This is a genomic window from Chitinophaga sp. (assembly GCF_036569125.1).
Lineage (GTDB): Bacteria > Bacteroidota > Bacteroidia > Chitinophagales > Chitinophagaceae > Chitinophaga.
Genome location: NZ_DATCRF010000365.1, coordinates 17,780 through 36,368, shown reverse-complemented (window position 1 = coordinate 36,368; position 18,589 = coordinate 17,780). Strand labels below are relative to the sequence as shown.

At 47.3% G+C, this 18,589-nt stretch carries 14 protein-coding genes and 7 tRNA genes; 5 read left to right on the top strand and 16 right to left on the bottom strand.

Features of this window, described 5'->3' with window-relative positions:
• Positions 1-1,164 (bottom strand): mannonate dehydratase, encoded by a 1,164-nt coding sequence (gene uxuA, locus VIM87_RS13645; RefSeq protein ID WP_331997527.1) that lies wholly within the window; start codon positions 1,162-1,164, stop codon positions 1-3.
• A gap of 83 nt (positions 1,165-1,247) precedes the next feature.
• On the opposite strand from uxuA, the gene VIM87_RS13640 reads away from it, so the two are divergent.
• From VIM87_RS13640 to VIM87_RS13630, 3 genes are all read left to right on the top strand, one after another.
• Positions 1,248-2,507, top strand: coding sequence for an ectonucleotide pyrophosphatase/phosphodiesterase (locus VIM87_RS13640; RefSeq protein ID WP_331997526.1), 1,260 nt, complete (start codon positions 1,248-1,250; stop codon positions 2,505-2,507).
• Between the two features lie 69 nt (positions 2,508-2,576).
• Positions 2,577-4,205, top strand: a complete 1,629-nt coding sequence (locus VIM87_RS13635; RefSeq protein WP_331997525.1) for a RagB/SusD family nutrient uptake outer membrane protein — start codon at positions 2,577-2,579, stop codon at positions 4,203-4,205.
• Positions 4,206-4,368: 163 nt separating this feature from the next.
• On the top strand, positions 4,369-4,848 hold the full coding sequence (locus VIM87_RS13630) for a hypothetical protein (RefSeq protein ID WP_331997524.1): 480 nt from the start codon (positions 4,369-4,371) through the stop codon (positions 4,846-4,848).
• A 74-nt stretch (positions 4,849-4,922) separates the two neighbouring features.
• On the opposite strand, the gene VIM87_RS13625 is transcribed toward VIM87_RS13630, so the two are convergent.
• The 10 genes from VIM87_RS13625 to VIM87_RS13580 all read right to left on the bottom strand — a co-directional run bounded on the left by VIM87_RS13625 (position 4,923) and on the right by VIM87_RS13580 (position 9,261).
• Positions 4,923-6,023: a slipin family protein gene (locus VIM87_RS13625; protein WP_331997523.1), complete on the bottom strand. Its 1,101-nt coding sequence runs from the start codon at positions 6,021-6,023 to the stop codon at positions 4,923-4,925.
• Positions 6,024-6,779: 756 nt separating this feature from the next.
• Complete coding sequence (locus VIM87_RS13620; protein ID WP_089906768.1) at positions 6,780-7,265, bottom strand: ribonuclease H-like YkuK family protein; 486 nt, start codon at positions 7,263-7,265, stop codon at positions 6,780-6,782.
• 23 nt (positions 7,266-7,288) lie between these two features.
• A tRNA-Phe gene (locus tag VIM87_RS13615) sits at positions 7,289-7,360 on the bottom strand.
• Positions 7,361-7,409: 49 nt separating this feature from the next.
• A tRNA-Asn gene (locus tag VIM87_RS13610) sits at positions 7,410-7,481 on the bottom strand.
• A 66-nt stretch (positions 7,482-7,547) separates the two neighbouring features.
• Positions 7,548-7,622 (bottom strand) — tRNA-Lys (locus VIM87_RS13605).
• A gap of 9 nt (positions 7,623-7,631) precedes the next feature.
• Positions 7,632-7,704: transfer RNA gene (locus tag VIM87_RS13600), tRNA-His, on the bottom strand.
• A gap of 87 nt (positions 7,705-7,791) precedes the next feature.
• Positions 7,792-7,863, bottom strand: a tRNA-Ile gene (locus VIM87_RS13595).
• A gap of 10 nt (positions 7,864-7,873) precedes the next feature.
• Positions 7,874-7,946: transfer RNA gene (locus VIM87_RS13590), tRNA-Ile, on the bottom strand.
• Positions 7,947-7,969: 23 nt separating this feature from the next.
• A tRNA-Asp gene (locus tag VIM87_RS13585) sits at positions 7,970-8,041 on the bottom strand.
• 491 nt (positions 8,042-8,532) lie between these two features.
• Positions 8,533-9,261 carry a phytanoyl-CoA dioxygenase family protein gene (locus VIM87_RS13580; protein WP_331997522.1) on the bottom strand — a complete coding sequence of 243 codons (729 nt, stop codon included), beginning with the start codon at positions 9,259-9,261 and terminating at the stop codon, positions 8,533-8,535.
• A gap of 355 nt (positions 9,262-9,616) precedes the next feature.
• On the opposite strand from VIM87_RS13580, the gene VIM87_RS13575 reads away from it, so the two are divergent.
• Positions 9,617-10,270 (top strand): murein L,D-transpeptidase catalytic domain family protein, encoded by a 654-nt coding sequence (locus VIM87_RS13575; protein ID WP_331997521.1) that lies wholly within the window; start codon positions 9,617-9,619, stop codon positions 10,268-10,270.
• Positions 10,271-10,348: 78 nt separating this feature from the next.
• Here the strand turns inward: VIM87_RS13575 and VIM87_RS13570 are convergent, their stop codons facing one another.
• From VIM87_RS13570 to VIM87_RS13560, 3 genes are all read right to left on the bottom strand, one after another.
• Positions 10,349-11,977 carry a L,D-transpeptidase family protein gene (locus tag VIM87_RS13570; protein WP_331997520.1) on the bottom strand — a complete coding sequence of 543 codons (1,629 nt, stop codon included), beginning with the start codon at positions 11,975-11,977 and terminating at the stop codon, positions 10,349-10,351.
• Positions 11,974-12,438, bottom strand: a complete 465-nt coding sequence (locus VIM87_RS13565) for a hypothetical protein (RefSeq protein ID WP_331997519.1) — start codon at positions 12,436-12,438, stop codon at positions 11,974-11,976. Before VIM87_RS13565 ends, VIM87_RS13570 begins: the two co-directional genes overlap by 4 nt.
• A gap of 226 nt (positions 12,439-12,664) precedes the next feature.
• Positions 12,665-13,855 carry a DUF5009 domain-containing protein gene (locus VIM87_RS13560; RefSeq protein WP_331997518.1) on the bottom strand — a complete coding sequence of 397 codons (1,191 nt, stop codon included), beginning with the start codon at positions 13,853-13,855 and terminating at the stop codon, positions 12,665-12,667.
• A gap of 127 nt (positions 13,856-13,982) precedes the next feature.
• Between VIM87_RS13560 and VIM87_RS13555 the strand changes: the two genes are divergently transcribed.
• Entirely contained in the window at positions 13,983-16,280 is a 2,298-nt protein-coding gene (locus tag VIM87_RS13555) for a GH92 family glycosyl hydrolase (protein ID WP_331997517.1), read from the top strand.
• A 278-nt stretch (positions 16,281-16,558) separates the two neighbouring features.
• Here VIM87_RS13555 and VIM87_RS13550 read toward each other — a convergent pair whose 3' ends face one another.
• Positions 16,559-17,638, bottom strand: coding sequence for a family 10 glycosylhydrolase (locus VIM87_RS13550; protein WP_331997516.1), 1,080 nt, complete (start codon positions 17,636-17,638; stop codon positions 16,559-16,561).
• Between the two features lie 8 nt (positions 17,639-17,646).
• Positions 17,647-18,483 (bottom strand): carbohydrate-binding family 9-like protein, encoded by an 837-nt coding sequence (locus VIM87_RS13545; protein ID WP_331997515.1) that lies wholly within the window; start codon positions 18,481-18,483, stop codon positions 17,647-17,649.
• Positions 18,484-18,589: the final 106 nt, after the last annotated feature.

The following is an 18,589-nucleotide window of genomic DNA, read 5'->3' as shown; positions in this document are numbered from 1 at the left end:
TTAGCGGCCGCCTGCAATGCCCCGCTGTAACCCAAGCAGGGCTGCCAGCCCCTTCATTCTGCCAATAGCGGTATAACCCGGGTTGCAGTGTTTTTGCAGATCATCCAGCATACGGTGCCCGTGATCGGGGCGGAATGGAATGGGCAGCGGTTGCTGCTGCTGTAATTGCAGCAGGGTTTTCATAATGGTGTACATGTCTACGTCTCCCTGCAAATGATCGGCTTCATAAAAGTTACCATTGGTATCCTGCTGTACATTGCGTAAATGCACAAAGTTCACGCGGCTGCCTATCATGCGCAGAATGGCCGGCAGGTCGTTATGCGTGCCGGCGCCCAGGGAACCGGTGCAGTAGCAGACGCCATTGGCAGGGCTGTCTACCATCTGCAGTATAAAAGCAATATCATCATGGCTGCTTACAATGCGGGGCAGGCCCAGCACATCAAAGGGCGGATCATCCGGGTGAATGGCCAGCTTCATATCCAGCTTTTCTGCTACCGGCACTACCTGCTGTAAAAAGTATTGCAGGTGCTGCCGCAGCTGCTGGCGGGTAATATGTTTGTAGTGCTGCAGGCGCTCCCGGATGCCGGGTATATCCAGCTTTTTTTCACTGGGAATGCCCAGCAGGATGGTATCTGCAATGGCCTGCTTTTGCGCATCCGTGTACTGCTGCCAGCGTTGGGACACAGCAGCTACTGTGGCCGCATCATAATCGTTCGCGGCATTTTTCCTTTCCAGTAAGTGAATATCAAATAAGGCCAGGTCGGCTTTATCAAAATATAATGCTTCGGCGCCGTTGGGCAATCGGTAGCTGATATTGGTACGCACCCAATCCAGCACCGGCATAAAGTTGTACGTTACAATACGAATGCCGCAGGCAGCCAGGTTCTCCAGCGTGAGCTTATATTTTTCTATGTAGCCGGTATAATCGCCGGTTTGTGTTTTAATGGATTCATGCACGGTTACGCTTTCCACCACATCCCAGGTAAGGCCTGCCTGTTCAATAAGCTGTTTGCGGGCGGCAATAGCAGCCCTGGGCCATACTTCGCCATGGGGAATATCATGTAAGGCGGTTACAATGCCGGTAGCATCTGTTTGCCTGATCTCCTGCAGGGTTACAGGATCATCCGGCCCAAACCAGCGCCAGGTAGGTTTTAATAGTTTCATATAATGCGGAACCATGTTCATAACTAAAAAGTAATCTCTAAAGTAACAAAGGATATTTAAATTTATAGCTTTAATACCGGCGTATGGCTCAACGATCTTTTTTACTATCCTGCATTGGCTGTTTCTTTACCTTATTATCTTTTGCGCAGGACACTTCCCTGCATACAGTACCCAACCGCAGCAACAGCGCCGTACAGCAGCAAAAACCTTATGTGATCCTTATTTCCATTGACGGAATGCGGTATGATTTTGCGGAGAAATATCACGCAAAAAATTTACTGCGCCTGTCGGCCAATGGCGTGCGTGCAAAGAGCATGCAGCCCAGCTTTCCCACCTTAACATTTCCCAACCATTATACGCTGGTAACGGGTTTGTACCCCGCTCACCATGGCCTTGTTGACAATGATTTTTATGATCCGCAGCGGCGTAAAAGATACTATGTGCATGACCGTGATGCGGTGGAGGATGGCAGCTGGTATGGCGGCACGCCATTATGGGTGCTGGCGGAAAAACAGCAAATGGTAAGCGCCAGCTATTACTGGGTTGGTTCAGAAGCTGCCATACAGGATACCCGCCCTACCTATTCTTTTACCTATAATGAAAAGCAGGGTATAGATCAGCGCATACAGCAGGTGGTGGACTGGTTAAGCCTGCCGGCAGATAAGCGTCCGCACCTGGTTGCTTTTTATTTCCCGGAAGTAGACCATGCTGCGCACTATGCCGGGCCTGATTCAGACAGCGCCCGCAAAGCCGTTCAGTTTGTAGATGAAAGCATTGGCAAAATGGTGCAGGCAGTAGGCAGGCTGCAATTGCCTGTAAATTTTATAGTAGTATCAGATCATGGTATGGCGCAGGCGGATCTGCAACATCCCATTTACATAGACAGCACTCTTAACCTCAGTGACTGCAAGCTATCACTGGGGAATGAAAAGGTGATGATCTATAACAGCGATACAGCACGCATCCGCCAACTATATGATACATTAAAAGCAAAGGCCGATCATTACCGGGTATTCCTGAAAAAAGAAACTCCTGCCCGCTGGCATTATGGACAGGAAGACCGTTACAACCGTATTGGCGACCTCATATTAGTTGCAGATGCAGGCTATGTTTTTAGCAGGAAAAATATGCGTACCTATCCCGGCCATCACGGGTATGATAATAATGATATCCGTATGAATGCCACTTTTATGGCCTGGGGCCCGGCCTTTAAAAAACATTATACGCAGCCTGCTTTTGCCAACGTACATGTGTACCCGTTAATAACCAGCATTTTAGGGTTAAAGATCACAGAACCGGTGGATGGAAAAGCTGCAGTGCTGAAAAATATATTACAGAAATAACGCCTAATACATATAAAAAACAACTAATGCGATTATCTTTATGGGTTATAAAAAATAACCCTATTATCCATGAAGAAAATTGCACTGTATGCGTTCTCGCTGGCTGCCCTTTCAGCCTGTTCGAAAAACGACGACAAGCCTCAGCCCACGCCTGAGCAGGACAAACAATCACTGGAAGTACAAGTTTACAACACTTTAACCTGGAGCGTAGACAAACCTGCCGGCTCACCTGCCACCAACGCAACTGTAAAGCTGTTTAAAACAAAGGCTGCATTTAACAGCAGCACAGCTGCGTACACCCAAACTACCGATGCCAATGGTAAAGCCAGCTTTGCCAGCATTGATACCGGCCAGTATTTCATTGTAGCCACCAGCACCGATGGCAATAACCTTTTAGGCGCAAAACAGGTAAATGGCGTGTATGTAGGTTATATAGCAGATTCCCTGTACCAAACCACCGCAGAAATTGCCAGCTCTCCTGTTAACAAGTATGCGGCGCCCGGCAACTTCCGGTTGGAAGATCTGAACGGCGATGGAATGATAAGTGGCGATGATGTTACAGAGCTGCCCGCACAATCCATTCATATAGCAGCCAAAAGCAGCAACACCAAACGCATCCTGATCGGTAAGGTGGATAACCGGCCTATAGGCTTCACTAGTAAAACACAAGTAGCAGCCGCCCTGCAAAGCAGCGTTACAAGCCTGAATAACTTTCATGAGGTACAGGTTACCCTTGACGCTGTGTATACGGACGATGCGGCCTGTGGCAGCATGGGCCCTGACTGGTGCAGCATAGATGCCTATACCGGTATGACCGCCGCCAACAGCACCGCGCTGCTGCTCTGGAAAAACGGTTACCAGATAATATCACAGCTGAATCAAGTAATTAATTATACCAATGCGGTAAGCGATATGCAGGCTGCTGAGAAAGAGCTGGCCATTGCACAGGCTAAAGGCGTAAAAGCATATGTATATTTTCAGCTTATGTCTTACTTTGGTAATGTACCTATGCAAAACGACCTTGCATTACCTACCAACGTGAACCGGCCCGCTACCGACGACCTCCGCACCTATATAGATACGATGTTAACAGCAGCTGCATCAAAGCTGGGCAGCAATACGGATATTATTTCTGCTGTGGCCTGTAAGGCCATACAGGCCAAGCTGGCCCTGCAAGCGGAAGATTTTGTAAATGCAAAAGCCTATAGCAGCGCAGTGATTGCCAATACAGCCTATATGCTGGTGGATACCCCTTTGATATTTACGCAAACCGGTAATAAAGAGCTGTTGTGGAATACTTCCAACACCCTGACAAGCAGCTGGGTGAAGAGCGTATTTACCAGAGGTACTTTCTTACCGGAGCTGCGCTTAACAGAAATGTACCTGATCAATGCAGAAGCTAATCTTCATGTGGGCACTATGAGCGATGCAGTTACCAGCCTGAATAAAGTACGCCAGCGTGAAAAGCTTGCAGCCCTGGCAAACACTATCAGCGCAGACAATTTCCGTGCAGAGCTGATGACCGCCTGGAAACGCAATATGCGTACAGAAGGTAACCGCTTACCGTCTTTAAAACGCTGGGATATGGACGTGCAGGTATTAACACCGCTGGGTTACGATAAACATCATGATCTGCTGCCCATTCCCATCAGCATACTGGAAACTTATCCCAACTTATATCAAAACGTAGGATATTAAACTTTTCCCTGAACAGGGCTAAAGGTTACAAATTAGATAAACATGCAACAGGCTGCCTTTCCAGGCGGCCTTTCTTGTTTTAAGCCGGAGTGTTAAACAACGTTAACAGTTTAAACTCTTGTTACCTGCGCACATCTAACTATCAGATCAAAAATTTGCGAACATGAAACGCTTAATACTTGTAGCCCTGCTGTTCACTGGCAGCATCGCCTTTCACAAAAACGCCAACGCACAGGTAAGAGTTAACGTAAATTTTAACATTGGCAGCCAGCCTGAATGGGGCCCGGCAGGATATGATTACGCGCAGTACTATTATTTACCTGATATAGATGCTTATTATAATGTGCCTGCACGGCAGTTCATATATGCAGATGGTCCGCGCTGGATCACCGCTGCCAGCTTACCGGCACGCTACCGCGGGTTTGACCTTTACCATAGTTACAAGGTAGTGATCAATGAGCCCAGGCCATATATGCACCATGATGTGTACCGGAGCCGTTACGCCGGCTACCGTGGCCATTACAACCAGATGATGAACCGCGATAATCATCGCGATAACCATAACTATGCACGCGATAACCATGGGGATAACAGAAGGGAAAGAGGCCGGGTGATTAACAGGGGCTGGGGCCATGGTAGATAAGAGAAGGAGACTATTCTTTACCTGCTATACACACAACAACAAAACGGGTTGGCTGCCTTTTGCAACCAACCCGTCTATTTTTGAGGCGTAAAGATCTGCCGCAGCTGATCCACCAATACGCCGTTACCACTTACACTAATGCTGCTGATCTTCTCTGCTATCTTTTCCACATATTCCATTTCTTTCAGCTTCCACAGCATCGGGTTATCTTCCATCAGCTTTGCAGTGTTCAGCAAGCTACGCGTGCTGGCAGTTTCTTCCCGGCGCATAATGGTGTTGGCCTGCGCTTTCTTTTCCGCCACCAGCACCTGGTTCATGATATCCTTCATTTCACCCGGCAGTATAATATCGCGGATACCGAAGCCGGTTACCTGCACACCCAGGCCGGCAGCTTTATCGCTTACTGACTGCAGAATGAAGGGCGCCAGGGTATCTTTCTTTTCCAGCAGCTCATCCAAACCCAAACCGGCAACGTATTCACGCAGCGCCAGCTGGAACAGGATGTACAATTGCTTATCGTACTCCTTGTGCTGCAGCATAGCTTTTTCAATATCAGTAACCCGGTACTGCGCCCAGGCATTGATACGCAAAGCGGCTTTGTCTTTGGTTAGTATTTCCTGGCCGTTCAGCTCCGTTTGCAGCTGCCGGGTATCTACCTTGCCCATAAGAATGGGAATGTGGTTCCTCCAGAAGTAGTATACACCACCTGCCAGTGTTTGTGCATACTTACCATCAATAAACAATACTGCGCGCTCGTAGGCTTCCACACTGAAGGTGCGCACATAAGGCGCCACCAGCCGGTGCTGCAGCGTGGTACGGTCAAGGTTTTCCGTGATCTGCACCTTGTTCAAACCGGCGCGTACAAATTTATATTGTACAATGCCTTTCCAGAAAACGTGACGGCCCGTAGTGAGCACCTGCTTCAGCAAGCCGTTCTCATATTGCAGCACTATTTCATCTTCCTTTACTTCTACTACATGCAGCCTTGCTGCCAGCGCTTCATCCTGCAACAGGATGTTAAGCTCAAAAGCTGTTTCAAACGGCGCGGTAGTGTCGTATACGCGCACGGTTTCAACAGGCATCAGCCAGTAGCTGCCTTCTGCCAGCATGCGTTTGTACACGCCATTTTTAAACACCAAACCAACCTGGTAGGCGTTAATTGTTACCCTTTTCATCTTGTTAATTTTATTTTGATCTTAAAAGACCAGCGCTACTTTGCATTCAATACATACGGAGGTGGATTTCCGTTACCGGGGACCGTTGATGGAACAGGTGCGGTGTGCATTACCTGCTCAAATCATTGGCTGCCTGTAACGGAGCATTCACCCGCTGGTATTTACCGAACCGCCTGTCGCCTATACCTTTTGCATAAGCCGGCCGGGTAACGCTGGTTTTGTTGGTGCACTTTTTAGGGAAGGAGTGCGCTTCCGGGCTGTTGCATAACCATTATGCTATCCTTTCTAAAAAGGAGTGGGATTTGAACCCACATACACAACTGTTGCTCTAACCAATTGAGCTAACGGTGCTTTAAACCGTGAAGGAATCGAACCTTCAACCCACAGGTCGGGATACTGCCAAACACGAACAACAGCATACAGCAAGCTACAGCCGCTGCACTGCGGGGCTTCTAAGACCACGCCCGGGTTGCCGGTTAGAAGAGTATCCACTTCCCCTAACAGGGGAAGATCTTTTACTGATGCTTTCCATCAGTTATAATTTATAATTTGTTTTGACAGCTGTCCGCAGTCACATTTTTATACTCACACTTTACAGCTTTGCCAGCTTATCCAAATATGGAGCACTGCCAGCTATCCCGCAGTTATTTCCATACCCACCTTTCAGTTTCTGACGGCTCATTAAAGCAGTGTGCAAATAGCGAGAGCTGTTCCGATGCCTGGTCACATTGCTATCTTTTATGCCAGATCGCCTTATCAATGCACGGCTTTATCTGCACAGCTGCTGCTGGCAAAGGCATGCGGCTTGGCTTTAAAGGCAAAACCCATCCCGGTGATATAACCCATTGCTTCCTTTAAAGCATCGTTACTTTTAAAGTTGGGTTGTGTGTTAATATCCGCGTGCACTTCCATATCTACATTGTAAGTAGTGAACAGGCCACATAATTCGTAGGCTACTTCAATACTTTTGGTTACTTCCGCCAGCATCCTTTCTCTTACAGACATTTTGCGTACCGTGGTTTCATTGTGTATGTACATGAAACCGCCTTTTCCCTTGCGGATAAATACGATCACGGTAGCAAACTCCGTGGTGCGGCCTTTCACCTGACTGTCTGTACCTATACAAACCTTCATGGTGTAACCATTGTGGATGGCTTGTACCAGCACATCCCTTATTTCATCTTCGATCGGTGTTTTTACAATGGCGCCGTTTAACCGTCTCCATTGTCTTTTGTGGTCCATGGCATTCTGTTTTTATTGGTCCGTGGATGGGGCAGGATTCGAACCTGCACAGGCGATGCTTCAAACCGCTGCTCTACCATTGGAGCTACCCAACCTTTTACTAATGTGAGTGGTAAAAATTTTAGCCACTCACATTCTCTTTTGCGGACAGAGAAAGATTCGAACTTTCATCTTGCGGCTTAACAGGCCGCTGCTTTACCATTAAGCTATCTGTCCGTACTGGTGTGAGCTTGCACCACTGTCCTAACCAGTGGTAAGGGATAAATAGCACTCACACCATTGTTGGCCCGGTGAGACTCGAACTCACAACTCCCGGTGTAAAAGACCGGTACTCTGAACCAATTGAGTTACGAACCAATTTTGTGTGGGCGTCCCTGGGGATTCGAACCCTCAACTTCCGGCCCACAACCGGATGTTTTGCCGTTAAACTATGGACGCCATTTATTCAGTTGCCGGATTCAGAATCGAACTGAAACTATCACAGCCAAAATGTGATGTGTTGACCATTACACTATCCAGCAAGTTGTGGTGACTGATAGATTCGAACTATCAACCGTTACGGTATCAGCGTAGTGCGCTACCATTGCGCCAAGTCACCATTTGTTTTGTTGGCCTGACTGGGTTTGAACCAGTAACCTTCTGCGTATAAGGCAACTGCTCTTACCATTGAGCTACAGGCCAGTTACTTTCGTATAAGCGCACAGCGGTTCGTACGGGAATCGAACCCGTAGCTGCAGATCGACAATCTGAGATGTTAACCATTACACCAACGAACCATAAAAAAAGCCCGGCCGCTTAGTACGACCGGGCTTTTTAACTGCACACAGGGTTACTTATGTGCGATCATACCAAGGTCGTTTATTTGACGGGGTGCGTTCAATATGTTTATCATTCTTCTGCTGATCACTATACACATGACAAGGGCTTATGAGTGATAACCATTGATCATTCATACCTCTAAATCGTATACCTGTTATGTGTAGTGAATGCATTTGCATGTTTATGTTTTATGTAAAATAAAAAGCCCCCGACGCGTCGGGGGCTTGTGTTATATCGAATTCGTTGTTTCAACTATTCTGTAGCATAACATGCCCCGCAAACGCTGCAATCCTCCATGGGACCGAAGCCTTTCTTTGCGTTTGTATGTAACTGTATGCGTGACATGTTTTTTATTTTTTGTTTTCTTTAACAGTGCAAAGATGAAACTAATTTTTTGATAAAAACAACTTTTGATAAAAAAATTGCATAAAATTTTTTCCTGTTATAACTAACGTGTACGACTGATGTATTCATTCCATTGTAAACCAGCCGGTAATGTGCGGTTGCAAAATTCTATATGCATTACCCGCCTGTTAGCATTGCTGGTGGCCCTGTCAGAGGCATGCAGTAATAAAGGGCGCATCAGCATTACACCTCCTTTAGGCACATTACACATCACTTCCTTTTCATTTTTCCAGTCAATTGTTTCCGGGCGATAAATGCCTTTGCGATGAGAACCGGGTATTACTTTTAGTGCACCATTGGTTGCATCCGTATCATCTAAATGAATACGGATGGTGTAAATGTGTTCCAGTATTTCCAGTGGTGGTTGTACTGCAAATTGTTGTTGTTTGATAGTCCATGAGCTGAAACCGGGTAATGATATTTTCTGATCAACAGAAATGGTAAGGTCCTGGTGCCAGGCTACCCACCAGTTAGATTGAGGCGGCTTATCAAAGTAAATAGACTTCACTACGAAGTAGTCATCTCCCAAAAGCTGCTGAATAATTTCATGAAGGCTATTTGTGAAGATCAGTGGTTGCAGCGCAGGAATTTCTTTCAAACATTGCCGGATGGCAAAAAGATCGGCGGTCTTCCGAAAAGTGGAGGATGTTGTATCGGCAGTATTGATCACCTCACTAATGGCATCTATTTCATGGGCTGCAAACACATCCGGGATGATCGTATACCCGGCCCCGGCTAATTGATCCTCATAAAACGGCATATGCTCCTGCATAAATAACAGATAAGGCCGCTAAGATACTACCTGGCCCGGCAATATTAAACCGTTTAAAATGTCTGAAAAATGTTAAAAAAACAGCAAATAAGGGACTTCAGCCGTGCATTTTATTCAGATTTTGCCGATATTTGTTATACAAAACAAAACACTACAACTATTCCTAACTATTTTTAATCACCGCAACAGGACCATATACCTGTGGAAAAACTTATGGCCTGTGTCAATTTGGAGAACTGTGAAAATGAGAAAACCTATCCAGCGAAGAGCAAAGCTATTTATTATTCCAATTGTACTTTTTTCGTTCCTATTTGCTGCAAATGTTTCTTCTACCAGCCGTAAGAACGCAAAGTTTATGCCGGTACCTACTGCCGCAAGCAGCAGTAAAAGTATGGTATATGACAGCTTACAGCTGGGTACAATGGGGCTTTCCCAGGATGCTTTTATGTATGGCATAATGGGTTTTAACCGCCTGTTAAATAATGGCAGGCTGCATAATGATAGTGTAATTGCTATTGTGGACTTCAGCCTTCCCTCCACCCAGAAACGTTTATTCGTTATTGATATAAAGAACGGCCGCCTGCTGTTTAACACACTGGTATCCCATGGAAAAAATACCGGTAAGCTGAATGCTACCAGCTTTTCCAATGCCACTAACAGCAATAAGAGCAGCTTGGGATTTTATATTACGGATAATACCTACCAGGGCGAGCACGGCTTATCCCTGCGTTTGCAGGGAACAGAAAAAGGCATTAATGATAATGCTATGCACCGGGGTATTGTGATGCACGGGGCCAGCTATGTGAATGAAGATTTTATTAATAACCAGGGTTACATTGGCCGCAGCCTGGGCTGCCCGGCTATCCCGGACGAGATACACCGTGAGGTGATCGAAGCGCTGAAAGGCGGCGCCTGCCTGTTTATTTACAGCGCTAACAAAAATTATATTGCACATTCCAAAATGCTGAAACAGGATAAAGCTTTAGCGATGAGCACTCCGATGCTGTAAGCGGCATTACCTGTTATACTACCTATGTTTATTGAGAGATTTAATTAAGACCTGGCATAACCGCCGGGTCTTTCTTTTTTAGTTGGCGGAGCTGAGCGCCGGACCCTGCCCGTCTGTAAACATCTTTTGCGCCAGGCGCGCATCGTGCCCATAAATATCCTCGCGGAACTGTAAAGCGCCCTGCTCATCTACCCAGGCGGTGTAATAGGTCACCAGTACGGGTACGGAGTGCTTCAGCCTTACATATTTTTCCTTATCGCCTTTGTTAATTGCGCTGTCTACTTTTTCAGGTGTCCATTTGGGCATATCCTGCAACAGGTAGTTAGCCATTTTAACGGGATCGCTTAAACGTATGCAGCCGTGGCTGTACGCGCGTTTATCTTTTTCAAACAGGCCTTTTACCGGCGTATCATGAAAGTAGATGTTAAAGCTGTTGGGGAACAGGAATTTTACATGGCCCAGCGCATTCTTTTTACCCGGGCGCTGTCTTACTACAGGTACGCCGTTGCGCTCGCCGGTGATCTCCATATCATTCTCTTCCAGGTAATTTTTGTTCTTAGCTATATGTGGCAGTATTTCTTTCCGTACAATACTGCGCGGCACATGCCAGTAAGGGTTAAATACAATCTGGTTCAGATCGCCGTAGAACATGGTGGTGCTGCTGCCTTCCTTGCCTACTACTACGGGCATATCAAATACCTTCTTTTTACCTTCCCATACATGCAACACGTATTCGGGTATGTTCACTATAATCAGCTGGCCTTCCGGTGCAGCGGGCGCCCAGCGTATGCGTTCCATATTCATTACCAGCTGTTGTACGCGGGCCAGCACGGGTACGTTCATATCGCGCAACAGCGTATCTGTAAGCAAACCGCTGGGGGTATAACCATGCGTTTGCTGAAATGTTTTAACGGCTGCTTCCAGGGTATCGTCAAATAAGGTGCTGCTGTCTGCTCCGGACAGCTCGCCGGTAGCCTGCAGCCGTTTCTTTACCAGCTGTATTGCTGCTGCGCTGTCTCCTTTTGCATATTTTTTCTTATCGGCTGTAATGGCCGGCCAGCCACCTTTTTTGGCAATATGTACATACTGCGCCAGCTGCTTTTTCATGGCGGCGTATGCCGGGTTGGCTGCTTCATAGCTCTTTTGTTCCCGGCTGTTGTTAGCCAGTATAGAATCCGTGAGCTGCAGCAGGCGTTGTTTCTGAATGGGAATGAATTGCTGCAGCTGTGCAAGGTTCAGGTCTTCAAACTTTTCCTGGGTAAACTGTATAAAACGTTTTGTGAGCTGCAGCTCTGTTTTTATAATACCTGCTTCATTGCCGGTGATAGTAGTATCATTATCATTCATCAATTCATCCAGGCGAACCTCCATTTGCCGGCTGCCGCTGGTGTCTTTGCTGTAATGGTACAGGCTGCGGAAGCCCAGCGCCTGTTCAGTTAGCCCCTGGCTGTCGAACCAGGCGTATTCAAAATTGCGGACGTTGTAAAAGCTGCGCATGGCATTCGCGGTGGTATCGTCCATTTTTTGCTGCGCTATAAATTTCTCTACGGCTGTGCTGTCCAGGAACAGATCGTTGTAGGCATTGCTTTTGTTCACCGCGGTATTGCGGGCTGAGATCTCCGGTTTGCTTTTGGTACCCTGCCGGCATCCTGCAAGAAGCAGGATTAAGCCGGCGGGGATGAATAAGATCAGCCATTTCATTTTCATGGTGTAATTTCTTTCTTTATGTACGAGGACCAGGGGGAGAAGCGTTTCACTTTCTCCATCCAGTAGCTGTTGTTCACATCCACATCGGTGTATGGCAATCCGTCTGATAACTCTATGGTAGCGTCTACCAGGTTCCAGTCGGTTTCTTTAAGATGCCATTTAAAGCGATGGGATCCGTTCTTGTTATACCCTCCATCTCCTGCAACTAACGTGCCTGCCACAAACTTATTCCTTTGGGCTATAGGCAGTTTCAATTGGGCATTGATTTCCGCAATGAGGGTAGTATTGGTATCAGCTACGGCCACTACAAAGGTGGTGTCCTGCCATTTCCAACCGGTTTCCTGGCCGTTGCTGTGCATGCCTACTGCATAATAGCGGTAATGTGCAGGTGTTGGATCATTGTCTTTTTTACAGGAGAAAGCGAGTAGCAATAGCAATGCTACGCCGAATGGTTTCAGCATGGTTAAATGGTTTTAATGTGATTTGATGTTACAATACATAACCGCGTGGCAGCATGGATGCCACAGCAGGTGTTTTCGTATGCTATAAAAAACGTTTGTTGAAGAGATTAAGTTACAGGGAGGGGGTTATTCAACCGTTATCTTTAAAAGCGGAATGCAGCAACCCGCATCGCAAGCATTCCACTTTTACATTTAAGATTTATGAGTTTACATTCCTTTGGGCCTATTACAGCTGCAATTTTATCCCCGCTTTATTCAATCCTTTGGCAATGCCCATCACGATCACTGCGTACAGGATACACCATAACATGCCGGGATAGCCCTGCTGCAGCAGGTCCGGTAAACGAATGCCCAGCAGGTGCAAAAGGGCGTAGATAACAAAAGGAATGATGTAGGTAAGCAAAGGATTGGCGGCGGCAGGGCGGAAAAAGTTCGTCCAGCCGCTCACTTGTTTGCGGTCAATAAGCCAGTATAAAAAGGAGAACAAAATGCAGCAGATAGCTGCGCTGTATAAACACCAGGTGGGAGTGGCGTAGATCTTGGATATCTTAAAATACGGACGCAGGAAATAACCGGTTACCAGTAAGATCAATGCAAAACCACCGGCCTGTATGAACCGCTGCTGCACACTCTTATTGCTGGCCTGGTCAAAGAAAATCAGCGATAGCACAATACCGCATAATACAATAGAAGTATGCGCTGCATTGCCGCTTTGCGAGGTGATCCAGCGCCAGCCGGATTGCTGTACCGCGGGCTGGTGGCCTATAATATAAAACAGCGTACAGATACCGATCATGGCCAGCAATCCATATACATTCCCTTTAAACAGCTGGTAAAAAATACAGGCATATAAATAGGCCCAGCCAATGAGCCCCAGGATACCCCACCAGTGCGGCTGTAAATATTCCGTACCATCTTTTCCGCCACGGTAAATAAATGCCAGCACCAGCAGGCCTGCAATGCCAATACCTTTTAACACATATACCAGCGTGGGTTTCGAAAGCTTGTATACATTCCACACCAATACCACGCAGATATAAAACAGCAATGACCATACATGAATAGACATGCCCATTGCGGCTTCGTTATAATCGTCTTCTGCATTTACCATAAACAGCCCCAATACCAGCAGGCCCAGTGTGCGCCAGCCGATATGCTGCTGCAGCTGCACAAAACTATCGCCTTTAGCCAGGCGGCGGTTAATAGCAAAGGGAACAGACATGCCCACAATAAACAGGAAGGCCGGGAACACCACATCTACAAAGGTCATTGCATCGGCATCAGCCGGCATATGTTTCATCCAGGGCGAGATGCCGCTTACGCCGGACAGCTCATTTACAAAGATCATTACCAGGATGGTGATGCCACGGAGGGCGTCAATGGAAAGAATGCGATGCGTGGATAATTGGTTGATCATGTAGGTATTGGATTGTTTAGAAAAATAAGACATAGCGCTGATAAAAGCAATTTTATAGATCCGTTCACATAAAAACTACTTGAAAAGTAAGATACAGCGCGTATCTTGGCAGTTTAAAGCAGCTAATATGACTTTGAGGTTTAAGAATGCTTATCTGCTGGCCTTCTCAGGGCTGGTGATGGCAGGTGCGCAGGTGAAAGCGCAGGTAGAGCAACCCCGGAAAATACAGGGACAAAAATTACCGGAAAGCAAACCACTTTCTTATGTAGATCCCTATATTGGTTCCGGCGGACACGGGCACGTTTTTGTAGGCGCCAGCGTTCCTTTTGGCGCAGTACAGGTAGGACCGAATAATATTGTTAAAGGGTGGGACTGGTGTTCCGGCTACCATTATTCCGACAGTGTGGTGATCGGGTTTTCACAAACACACCTGAGCGGCACCGGCATTGGCGACCTGGGTGATGTGCTGATAATGCCGTATACCGGCGATGTAAGAACCAGCCATGGCTCACAGGAAAATCCCACTACCGGTTACGGCTCCCATTACTCCCATAGCCGTGAAACGGCAAGGCCGGGTTATTATGCCGTGCACCTGGACGATCATGATATACAGGTAGAGCTGACCGCGTCTGAGCGCGTGGGCTTTCACAGGTACACTTTCCCTAAAGGCAAACCGGCCCACATTATTGTGGACCTGAAAGAAGGTATTGGCTGGGATGCGCCCGTGGAAACATTCATCCGCCAAAAGGATGAATACACCCTGGAAGGTTACCGCTTTTCCAAAGGCTGGTCAGAAGATCAGCGCCTGTGGTTTGCCATTAAGAGTAATGTACCGGTGAAAAATTTTGCCGTGTATGATGGCGATGAGAAGAAAGATGGTAAGGAGCTGAAAGCCAAATACACGAAAGGCGTTATATCCTTTGACAATGCGCCTGCGCAGGTGATGCTGAAAGTAGGCATCTCGCCTGTGAGCAGTGAAAATGCGCTGGCTAATATTAACGCGGAAATTCCCGGATGGGATTTTGCTGCAGTAGTGAACAGCGCTAATAACAAGTGGAACAAGGAGCTGGCCAAGATCAATGTACAAAGTGCAGATGAAGCTAAAAAGCGCGTGTTCTACACCGCTATGTACCATACCATGATAGGCCCTGCCCTGTTTAACGATCATGACGGCAGCTACCGCGGTACGGATAAAAAAGTGTACACCAAACCAGGCTTTGATAACTACACTACTTTTTCCCTGTGGGATACTTACCGCTCTGCAGCGCCGCTTAGCACCCTGCTGCACCCGGACCGTATGAGCAGCTTTATTAACTCCCTGCTGGCTATTTACCAGCAACAGGGTAAGCTGCCTATATGGCCGCTGATGGGCAGTGAAACCAACTGTATGGTGGGTTACCATGCCGTGCCTTTGATCGCTGATGCCTACCTGAAAGGCTTTAAAGGTTTTGATGCGGAAGCTGCGCTGGCGGCCATGAAAGTATCCTCTACCCGCGACGACCTGGGCGTGAACTACGTGAAAGAGCGCGGTTACATTCCTTCCGACAAAGAATATGAATCCGTATCCAAAGCCATGGAATATGCTATTGACGATTGGTGTATTGCTGCTATGGCCAAGAAAATGGGTAAAACGGATGATTATAATACCTACGCCAAACGTGCTGCTTATTACAAGAACTATTTTGACAGCACCATCAAATTTGTACGTCCGCGTATGAGCGACGGCAGCTTTAAAACGCCGTATGATCCTTTCCAGTCCAAACATGAAAAGGGCGACTTCACCGAAGGTAACGGCTGGCAGTATACCTGGCTGGTACCGCAGGATGTGGAAGGCCTGATCAGCTTAATGGGCGGCGACGCACCTTTTACCAAAAAGCTGGACAGCCTGTTTGAGGCCAAAGGCGATATGGGTAAAGAGGCTTCCAGTGACATATCCGGCCTCATAGGCATGTATGCGCATGGTAATGAGCCCAGCCACCATGTTACCTATATGTACACCTATGCCGGCAACCAGTGGAAAACAGCTGAAAAAGTACGGCAGGTGATGCAGGAGTTCTATACCACCAAACCGGATGGCCTGGCAGGTAATGAGGATGTAGGCGCTATGTCGTCCTGGTATGTATTATCTTCTGTTGGGTTTTATCCTGTAAACCCGGCTAAGGGTATTTATGTTTTTGGCAGCCCGGTATTTGATAAGGCCAGCCTGAAGCTGCAGGGCGGCAAAACCTTTACTGTGCAAACGCTGAACAACAGCGCTGCTAACAAGTATATTCAAAGCATTACCCTGAACGGTAAGCCTTATACGAAAAGCTATATTAAGCATGCTGATATTGTGAAAGGCGGCACGCTGGTAGTTAAGATGGGTGATAAGCCGAACTATGAGTTTGGGAAGAAGACCGAGGATAGGCCGGATTCGAAGCTTTAATTACGAATTAGTTAATTACGAATTGGGCAGAGCGTGGGGAAAAGGAACGTGGTAATTGAATAGGAATAATGAATTGGAATGCAGCGGATGATAACGTGAGGTTGATAAAATATAAGAAACTAAAAAGTCCTGCAGTGAGTGCAGGACTTTTTTATGGGTTGATGTGGCCTTACTGTGGTATTGTGCAGATATGAATAACGAATAATGATTACGGCAAGCGAAATACTTTTAATTACGCAGTACCCAATTCGTAATTCGTAATTAACTAATTCGTAATTCTACACGGCAATCGCCGCCAGCACTTCCGGTGTAAGATCGCCAAACAACGATACACCTGCGGCGCCGTTCTTCACGGCTAACGCTACGCCGCGTTTCAGATCGTCCATATTGCCATTAAAGTCGGGGAGGAAAAGGCCGGCATATAAAGGGAAGCGGCCATTGAGCGCGCGTACGCCTTCGGCAACGGCATCGCCGATCCAGCTTACATCTTCCTGGTAAAAGCCATGATAGATCATGGGGTTCACCGCATCCAGGTGCCAGTTGGTCCAGTCCTGGCGCACAATGCGTTTGGCTATTTCCGGTGTGGGAAATACAGCGGCGGTAATGGGTTTCTTATGCTGCTGCGCTACCTTGGCCAGGTTGTTTACGATGTTGGTGATACGGTCATACCGGAACTTGCGCCAGGAAGGGCTTTGGTCCGGGTGTTCCATTTCCAGCGGGTCCTTGCCTTTTTCTGCTTTGTAGGCGTTGCGGCAGGTTTCACAATAACAAAAATCGTATTCCGGCAATTCTTTGGATTGATCAATGCCGTATTTGCTCCACAGGTTCACGGGCAGTATCACATCGCAATAACGTACATAATCCAGGTGAATGCCATCTATATAATCTTTGGAAAGTGCGTTTTCCACCTGCTGTTTCAGGTAGTTCAGCGTTTCAGGCTTGCTGGGGCATAACCAACGGTAGTAGCCCACGTAGGGCGGGTTGGTTGCGCAGGACTCCCCTTTACGGTTCTGGGAATACCATTCCGGGTGGGCGGCCAGCAGCTCTTTTTCTCCGCGGTTCATTGTCCAGATCCAGCGGTGGGCTTTAATGCCGTTCTTTTTAGCGATGCGGAAATGTTTTTCGCTATCGTCTTCAAAGTAAATATCGCTGATGCCTGCTTTTTTATAATCAGCATAACGTTTTTGTATGTCTGCTTCCGCATCTTCCTTGTTAGGGTTGATCCATACGCGGTGCGCTATCTTTGGGGGCGCTGCCTCCTTTGCCGCTGCAGTGGCCTCTTTAGCCAGGGCAGGCACACCGGGTAGCAACGCTACGCTTCCTACGCCCAGTGATTTTATAAAATTACGCTTATCCATATTGTAATTTAAGGCTTTTGAACGGCTTGGGTAGAGAATTGTAAGTAACCCCATTTCTGCGGCACATGCATGTTAACAACACCCTGCGGCGACCATACCCAGTTATGTTCCGGTAAGGGCTTGCCGGTGGCGGGATTGATTTTCTTTACGTACTGGCCGCCTTTAATTTCCGTATCCCATTCCACGCGGGAAAAGTTAATGCGCCATACGGTACGGTCTTTCGGCACATCCGGTACACCCAGCAGGCGCAGGGCTTTGAAAGGAATAGCCATTTCCACGGTCCAGGATTTATCTTTATCTGCAGGATTGTTTAAGGTGCCATTTATGCCGATGGCTGTTTTCATGCCTTTGGTGTCCCAGGTAATAAGCGCATGGCCGCCTTCATTATAGGGGCGCGGCATAAACAGGTCAAAAATGGTATTGCGGGCGTTCACCTCTATTTCAAAATATTCTTTCCCGTCCCCATCCGGATCAATAAATAATTCAAAATCGTTGTCGTGGTAAATGATGGTATCATGCAGCAGCAGCTTGCCCCAGATATGCGGTTCTTCCAGTTCGGCGGCTACATACAGGTACTGATCATCCCACAGCATTTTAAGGCGGGTGCGTAAGGGCGGCTGCGGGCGTTTGTCGCCTTCAATATCGGTAAAATCCTGGCTCCAGGCGGCCTGCTGCCATACGGCTTCATTCAGCTTACCATCAATAGTGGGTTTGGCGCCGGTATGAAAGCTGGTATAATGCAGGGGCTCCACGTTCTGCGCCTGAGCGGATGCAGCTGAAAAAAGTAATATTCCCCCGGCTAAAATATTACGGATGCTGCGCTGAGAAAAAGTAAAATAATGCATGTCGTAAATATAGGGAATATGCAGTAGTTTTTTTTATTATTTGTTCGGCAGATGGAACGGATGAAAGGCTGACAACTATACCGTTATACGGTTTGCGGAGTGGTAG